Origin of the sequence: Paramaledivibacter caminithermalis DSM 15212 (assembly GCF_900142245.1) — a bacterium.
Taxonomy (GTDB): domain Bacteria; phylum Bacillota; class Clostridia; order Peptostreptococcales; family Caminicellaceae; genus Paramaledivibacter; species Paramaledivibacter caminithermalis.
This window is the reverse complement of the sequence record NZ_FRAG01000026.1, coordinates 42725-49918: the sequence shown is the minus strand read 5'-3', so window position 1 is coordinate 49918 and position 7194 is coordinate 42725. Positions and strand designations below refer to the sequence as shown.

The 7194-nt window shown below is 34.9% G+C and carries 7 protein-coding genes and 1 pseudogene; all 8 read left to right on the top strand.

All coding sequences use genetic code 11. The annotated features are described in order from the left end of the window. Positions 1–411, top strand: a pseudogene (locus BUB36_RS11110) (sodium-dependent transporter); the annotation flags it as partial. Between the two features lie 212 nt (positions 412–623). Next, complete coding sequence (locus tag BUB36_RS11105) at positions 624–929, top strand: (2Fe-2S)-binding protein (protein ID WP_073149974.1); 306 nt, start codon at positions 624–626, stop codon at positions 927–929. Then, positions 926–2023: an NAD(P)/FAD-dependent oxidoreductase gene (locus tag BUB36_RS11100; protein ID WP_073149971.1), complete on the top strand. Its 1098-nt coding sequence runs from the start codon at positions 926–928 to the stop codon at positions 2021–2023. Before BUB36_RS11105 ends, BUB36_RS11100 begins: the two co-directional genes overlap by 4 nt. Positions 2024–2135: 112 nt before the next feature. Next, a complete protein-coding gene (locus BUB36_RS11095; RefSeq protein ID WP_073149968.1) occupies positions 2136–2618 on the top strand; it encodes a 4Fe-4S dicluster domain-containing protein in 483 nt (160 codons plus the stop codon). 11 nt (positions 2619–2629) lie between these two features. Next, entirely contained in the window at positions 2630–2920 is a 291-nt protein-coding gene (locus tag BUB36_RS11090) for a (2Fe-2S)-binding protein (protein WP_073149965.1), read from the top strand. Then, on the top strand, positions 2913–4061 hold the full coding sequence (locus tag BUB36_RS11085; protein WP_073149962.1) for an NAD(P)/FAD-dependent oxidoreductase: 1149 nt from the start codon (positions 2913–2915) through the stop codon (positions 4059–4061). Before BUB36_RS11090 ends, BUB36_RS11085 begins: the two co-directional genes overlap by 8 nt. A gap of 503 nt (positions 4062–4564) precedes the next feature. Then, positions 4565–4990 carry a 4Fe-4S binding protein gene (locus BUB36_RS11080; RefSeq protein WP_073149959.1) on the top strand — a complete coding sequence of 142 codons (426 nt, stop codon included), beginning with the start codon at positions 4565–4567 and terminating at the stop codon, positions 4988–4990. A gap of 22 nt (positions 4991–5012) precedes the next feature. Beyond that, entirely contained in the window at positions 5013–7187 is a 2175-nt protein-coding gene (locus tag BUB36_RS11075; protein WP_073149956.1) for an aldehyde ferredoxin oxidoreductase family protein, read from the top strand. Positions 7188–7194 lie beyond the last annotated feature (7 nt).

Below are 7194 nucleotides of genomic sequence, written 5' to 3'. Positions count from 1 at the left end.
TCGGCATACAGTCTACACTTTTTAGATAATCAGGACTTTGTGTGGGGAGTAGGACTTTTGGTTAGTGGTCTATTTTTTGCAATAGCATTAACTAAATATGGACTAGAAGAATTAAGAACCAAGGATATCAATATTCCAGAAACAGATTTCATTGTTGGAAAATGGTGGAACACATGTATTAGATTATTCCCCATATTCTTTGTAATTATTCTAGGATGGTGGGTACAACAAGCTATATCATGGTATCCAAATAGCTGGTGGAATCCCTTTGAGACCTTTAGTGCAGGATCAATAGCATTTCAATTTACTATTTTAATAATAATCACATTAGTAACTAAGAACTATTTCATTAGCAAAGTAATGGATGGACCAATGACAGGAAGTAGGCTCAAAAGCTCTAGTGAAAAGTAGTAAAAAGCACTATTTATATAGCACATAAAAAAGGAGGAAAAACACATGTCCATGACATCAATTTTCATGATGATTATTGCAGTGGGGTTTTATGGCATAGGATTTGCATATTTCTGTAATAAAGCTTTTAATTCTGGTAGCAAAAAATAAAACATAAATGGTTCTCCTTTAATTTAAAGGAGAACCAAAAGTTACGACGGGAGGGGAAAATTTTGAGAATTGATAAGCACCCTATTCTAGAGTTTAAAAAGGGAAAAAAGGTTAAATTCACCTTTGATGGCAAGGTCTATGAGGGATATGAAGGTGAAACTATTGCAGCCGCACTTCACGCTGCAGGAGTAAAGGTGTTGACCCACAGCCATGAAAAGAAAAGACCAAGAGGTTTTTATTGTGCTATTGGTAATTGTGGGCAATGTGTTATGGAGGTTAATGGAGTATCAAATGTAAGAACATGTATAGAACGTCTTAAGGAAGGTATGGTAATAAAAACTCAAAAAGGGAAAGGAAGTATACTATGAAGCAAGTAGAAATCCTTGTTGTTGGCGGAGGTCCAGCTGGTCTTTGTGCAGCAATAAATGCTGCTCAAGCAGGTGCAAAAGTTCTTGTTCTTGAAAGAAATGAAGACCTTGGAGGACAATTAATAAAGCAAACCCATATGTTTTTCGGTTCAGAAAAACAACATGCTTCAGTAAGGGGAATTGATATAGCATCAATACTATTCAACAAAATATATGAGCTTGGTAATATTGAGATTTACAAAAATGCAACTGTATTAGCCATATATGATGACGGTATTGTAAGTGCTGAAATAAACGGTAGATATATGAAAATAAAGCCAGAAAGAATAATAGTCTCAACAGGTGCCAGTGAAAAGACATTAGCTTTTCCAAACAATGATTTACCTGGTATTTATGGTGCTGGAGCTGTACAAACATTAATGAATGTACACGGGGTAAAACCTGGGGATAATGTTTTAATGGTAGGAGCTGGAAATATAGGTCTTATAGTAAGCTATCAGTTGATGCAGGCAGGTGTTAATGTTAAAGCCATACTTGATGCAGCACCTGAAATAGGAGGGTATCTTGTACATGCTTCAAAGGTTCGTCGTATGGGAGTACCTATCTATACTGGATATACTGTAAAAGAAGCTTATGGTAAGGATTATTTAGAAAAAGCTACAATAGTTAAGCTGAACGATAAGTGGGAACCAATTGAAGGTACAGAAAAGGATTTTGATGTGGATGTTTTATGTATTTCAGTTGGATTATCTCCATTAGGGGAGTTGTTATGGCAAGCTGGTTGTGAAATGAGATATGTAGGGCAGTTAGGTGGATTTGTGCCTGTTAGAACAGAAAACTTAGAAACAACTGTAGAGGGTATTTTTGTTGCAGGAGATGTTTGCGGAGTAGAAGAAGCAACTAGTGCAATGGTTGAAGGATATTTAGCAGGCTTAACAGCAGCAGACTCTCTTGGATATGAAATAAAAGATTTTGAAGAAAGAAAACAAGATTATCTCGAGCAATTACAATCCCTTCGTTCAGGACACGTAGGAGATAAAATACGTGCAGGATTAGATCAAGTAACAATTAAGAGTGAAGCTGCGGTAGTTTAATAAGTGGTAATACTTAATCTTAAACTATAACCTAAAAGATTGATCCTAAAAAGAATCTCAAACTAATAAAGTGCCAAAAGCATATTTGTTTACTACTAATGGAGGTGTGAAAATGTTAGAAAGAACTGGAGTACCTACTGCAGAGCAGATAGATAGTGTTTTTCCATCTGAAGATAGATTAGCTAAGGGACCAGTTGCAGTAATTGAATGTTATCAAAATATACCCTGCAATCCATGCTATACGGCATGTAAGAGAAATGCTATCAAGAAATTTGAAGACATAAATGATTTACCCAATATAAATCATGATGATTGTAATGGATGTGGATTATGTATAGCTAATTGCCCAGGATTAGCCATTATGGTGGTTGATGCCACTTACTCACAAGAAGAGGTTTTAATAAAAATCCCTTACGAATTTATTCCACTGCCTGAGGAAGGTCAAGTTGTAAAAGGATTAGATAGAGAAGGACAGTATGTATGTAATGTTAAAGTGATAAAAATATTGGATTCAAAAGCATTAGATAGAACTCCTATAGTTTCTATTGCAGTTCCAAGAGAATATATGAAGGTAGTAAGAAACTTTGGCATATAAGGGGGATTAAAATGTCAGATAATAATATAATATGTCGTTGTTCTGATTTGACTAAGGAAGACATAAGAAGATTGATAGAAGAAGGTTATACAACCTTTGATGAAATAAAAAGGGTAAGTAGAGCTGGAATGGGACCATGTCAAGGTAGGACATGTATGCCGTTGATCTTAAGAGAAATATCAATAATTACTGGAAAACCCATATCAGAAATTATGCCAGGGACATACAGACCTCCTGTTAAGGCTATAACCTTGGGTCAGATTGCAGAGGCTTGTACAGAAGGAGGTAATGAGCATGATTAAAAGTGCTGATGTTGTTATTATTGGTGGGGGAATATCTGGAGTAGCAATAGCTTACAATTTAGCTAAAAAAGGAGTAAGGAATGTAGCTGTTATAGAAAAGGGCTATCTTGCCAGTGGATCTACAGGTAGATGTGGAGCTGGTATTAGGCAACAATGGGGAACTGAAATGAACTGTAGGATTGCAAAATTTGCCTGTGAGCTTTTTGAAAATGCCAATGAAGAGCTTGAATATGAAGGAGATATAGAATTTAAGCAAGGTGGATATTTGATGATATCCAGCACAGAAAAAGAACATGAACAATTTAAAAAAAATGTTGAGCTGCAAAATAGTTTGGGAATTCCATCAAGACTTTTATCCCTTGAAGAAGCAAAGGAAATTGTTCCCTTTCTCAATACAGATGGGTTAGTGAGTGCAACCTTCTGCCAAAAGGATGGGCATCTTAATCCATTCCATACTACGGATGCTTTTGCTAGGGCAGCAGAAAGACTTGGTGTTAAAATATATAAATTTACAGAAGTTACTAGTATAATTACTGAAAATAATAGAATTAAGGGTGTAAGAACTACAAAGGGAGATATATCTACTAACGTGATTGTTAATGCTGCTGGTGGATATTCACAGCAAATAGGAAAGATGGTAGGTATAGACCTTCCAATTTACTCAGAGAGACATCAAATCTTAGTTACAGAAGCAATAGATCAGGTACTTGAGCCTATGGTTATGTCTTTTTCATTAAATTTATATTGTCAGCAGGTTCCACATGGTGGATTACTTATGGGTAGGGGGGATGAAGGAGAGCCTAGGGATTTACGTATTACATCAGGATGGCATTTTTTAGAGGAAATGACTAAAACCATTACCAATGTATTACCTCCTCTTAAAAATGCAAGGATGATAAGGCAATGGGCGGGTCTTTATAATATAACTCCCGATAGACAGCCAATTTTAGGACCAGTAGATGAAGTGGAAGGCTTTTACTTAGCAGTAGGTTTTAGTGGGCATGGTTTTATGTTTGGACCAGCAACTGGGGTATTAATTGCAGAATGTATTTTAGGGGAAGATACTACTTTACCAATTGATATGCTTCATTTAAACAGATTTAAAAAAGGTGAGTTAATATTTGAACCATCAGTTGTTTAGAGGGGATATAGATTTGATAAATTGACCTATTGTGCCAGTTTCTATCTAAGGGGTGGTAATTAACTTTTTGGGGTTGAGATAAGAAATAGCAATAGATTTAAGGCTTAACATATTGTTGTTAAGCCTTAAGCTGCATATATGACGATATTTTAGATTATGTCAAAAAAATAAGACTGTGTAAAATAATAAGTACATCGAGAATATGCTGGATAATATAGTCTGTATTGACTTTAGACATATCTATATATAGATATTCCAGTAAAGCAATTAATCTATATATATCAAAAATCCTTAAAAATTCTAGATATTTTGATATGTATAAATTAAGTTTTACTATTGGAAATGTGTATGTATAGGTTTGGCATAAAAATTGCATATGTTATCATGTAAAATCTATAAAATTTCTTGGAAAATTAATCATATAGATAAACGACATTTTCATTTATTAGGTCTTCAAGTCGCTTATCTTTAACAATTTCTAAAAATATCAGGAGGTGAATAAAATGAAAGTAAAGGTTTTAACAAAGAAGGAAGAATTATGTATTGCATGTGGTCTATGTGAGGAAGTATGTTCCAATGCTTTTTTTAAAGAGAAGAATAGGGATAAGGCATGTATTAAAGTAAAACCAGGAGAAAAGAGCAGTATTGATGTATGTACTCAATGCGGAGTATGTATTGACATTTGTCCAGTGAAAGCGATCTCAAGGGATAAAAGAGGGATAGTTAGAATCAATAAAAAGGAATGTGTTGGGTGCTTTATGTGTGTAGGGTTTTGTCCTGAAAATATTATGGGGCAGCATGATGATTACATTGAGCCATTTAAGTGTATCGCTTGTGGTTTATGTGCAAAAGAATGTCCTACAGGTGCTATTTACATAGAAGAAGTTGAAATAGAAAAACAGGAAAAAGTAACACCGTCTGCAGTATAGAAAAGAAAGGGGATGAAAAGTGATGGATATTAAAACTTTAAGGGATGCACATAAGCTTTTAACTGAATTCAAGTATGAGCTTGGAACTGTAGAAAGAGGATATACCAATAGAACATTATATATAAACATTTCTGATAATATCATTAAATCAAAGCCTGTTACCCAATTGATGAAGGATAAATTTATAGGAGGTAAAGGCTTTGGATTATGGTATTTATGGAATGCGGTAACACCAGAAACAAAATGGAATGATCCTGAAAATGAAATAGTTATAGCAGGTGGGCCTATATGTGGAATTACACAGTATCCAGGGGCAGGAAAGTCCCTTGTATGTACTATATCACCACTTACTCATATTCCTATAGATAGTAATGTTGGTGGATACTTTGGACCATATCTAAAATTCTCAGGATGGGATGCATTGGAAATACAAGGTAAAGCAGAAAAAGATGTAATAATTTATATAGATGGAAATAAAGGGATAGTAACAATAGAAGAAGCACCATTAGAAGCTATTGATGGTCATGTTATATCAGAAGAGCTTACAGAAATGTATGCAGACTCCGAGGAGGATAAGAAAAACATATCCGTTATTTCAGCAGGAACTGCTTCTGATTACGCAAATATTGGTATACTTAATTTCTCATTCTATGATTTAAGAAGACAGGTTGCAAGATTAAAGCAAGCAGGAAGAGGCGGTATAGGAAGAGTATTCAGAGATAAAAAAATAAAAGCAATAGTAATTAAATTCAAGGGAACAAAGGGCAATCTAAACAATCCTGCTAACCAAAGTTTAATTAATAAGGCTGGAATAAAACTTCACAAACAGATACATGATCTTGATGATGTTCAGTGTAGAATGAGAAAAATAGGAACAGCAAACATTATAGAAATAATGGATGAGTATGATTTACTTCCTGTTCACAACTATCAATATGGAAGTCATCCAGATACACATAAAATTGAATCAAATGTATTCATAGAAAAATATATTACACAGAATATGCCTGATGGCTGTTGGTATGGATGTTCATTGTCATGTGCTAAGGCAGCAGACAATTTTGAATTAAAGACTGGTCCATATAAAGGGCATAAAGTGACAATAGATGGGCCAGAATATGAGAACGCAGCTGGACTAGGAGCAAACTGTGGTATATTTGATCCAGAAATTATTCTTGAAGCTAATTTTTATTGTGACACCTATGGAGTAGACACTATTTCCTTTGGAACAATATGTGCATTTGTAATGGAGTGCTATGAAAGAGGTATAATAAATAAAGAAATAACTGGAGGATTAGAGCTTAACTTTGGAAATGGATTTGCTCAGTTGGAGTTATTGCATCAAATGTCTAGGGGAGAAGGCTTTGGGTATTTAGTTGGACTAGGTGTACGACGATTGAAAGAAATATTTGTTAGAGATTACGGTGCAGATCCTAACTTCCTAAATGATATCGGTATGGAGCAAAAAGGACTGGAGGTATCAGAATATCTACCTAAGGAATCCCTTGCACAACAAGGTGGATATGGACTTACAAATAAAGGACCCCAACACGATGAGGCATGGCTGATTTTTATGGATATGGTAAACAATCAAATACCTACATTTGAAGATAAAGCAGAAGCTCTGCATTATTTCCCAATGTTTAGAACATGGTTTGGACTCATGGGATTATGTAAGCTTCCTTGGAACGATACTACACCTGCAAATAATGCTGAAACGGATGAACCTGCTAAGATACCTGAACATGTACAGAATTATGTTGATCTTTTCAATGGAATAACTGGAATGAACATAGATAAACATGAACTAATCAGGCAATCAGAGAGAGTGTATAATTTCCAAAGAGTTTTCAATATAAGAATGGGTAAGGGACTAAGAAAGCATGATGCAATGCCTTACCGTTCAATGGGTCCAGTAACAGTGGAAGAATATGAATCAAGACAGGAAAGATATGATAAACAATTACGTGAATTAGTAGGATATGATCCTGAGGGCAAGACAACAGAAGAAAAAATTAAAGTTATGAGGACATACAGGGAAGATCAGTATGAAAAACTTACAGATGCTGTTTATAAGAGAAGAGGTTGGACTCCTAATGGCGTACCAACAATAGAGCATTTAAAAGAAATTGGTATGGACTTACCTGAGGTTATTGAAGTTGTAAAGCCTCATCTTCAACAAGAAGCATGCTGCTAAGAGGCAA

Excerpts from the sequence above, each read along its gene's own strand:
- BUB36_RS11100 (WP_073149971.1), top strand. The coding sequence starts at position 926 with ATGAAGCAAGTAGAAATCCTTGTTGTTGGCGGAGGTCCAGCTGGTCTT.
- BUB36_RS11095 (WP_073149968.1), top strand. The coding sequence starts at position 2,136 with ATGTTAGAAAGAACTGGAGTACCTACTGCAGAGCAGATAGATAGTGTT.
- BUB36_RS11090 (WP_073149965.1), top strand. The coding sequence starts at position 2,630 with ATGTCAGATAATAATATAATATGTCGTTGTTCTGATTTGACTAAGGAA.
- BUB36_RS11085 (WP_073149962.1), top strand. The coding sequence starts at position 2,913 with ATGATTAAAAGTGCTGATGTTGTTATTATTGGTGGGGGAATATCTGGA.
- BUB36_RS11080 (WP_073149959.1), top strand. The coding sequence starts at position 4,565 with ATGAAAGTAAAGGTTTTAACAAAGAAGGAAGAATTATGTATTGCATGT.
- BUB36_RS11075 (WP_073149956.1), top strand. The coding sequence starts at position 5,013 with ATGGATATTAAAACTTTAAGGGATGCACATAAGCTTTTAACTGAATTC.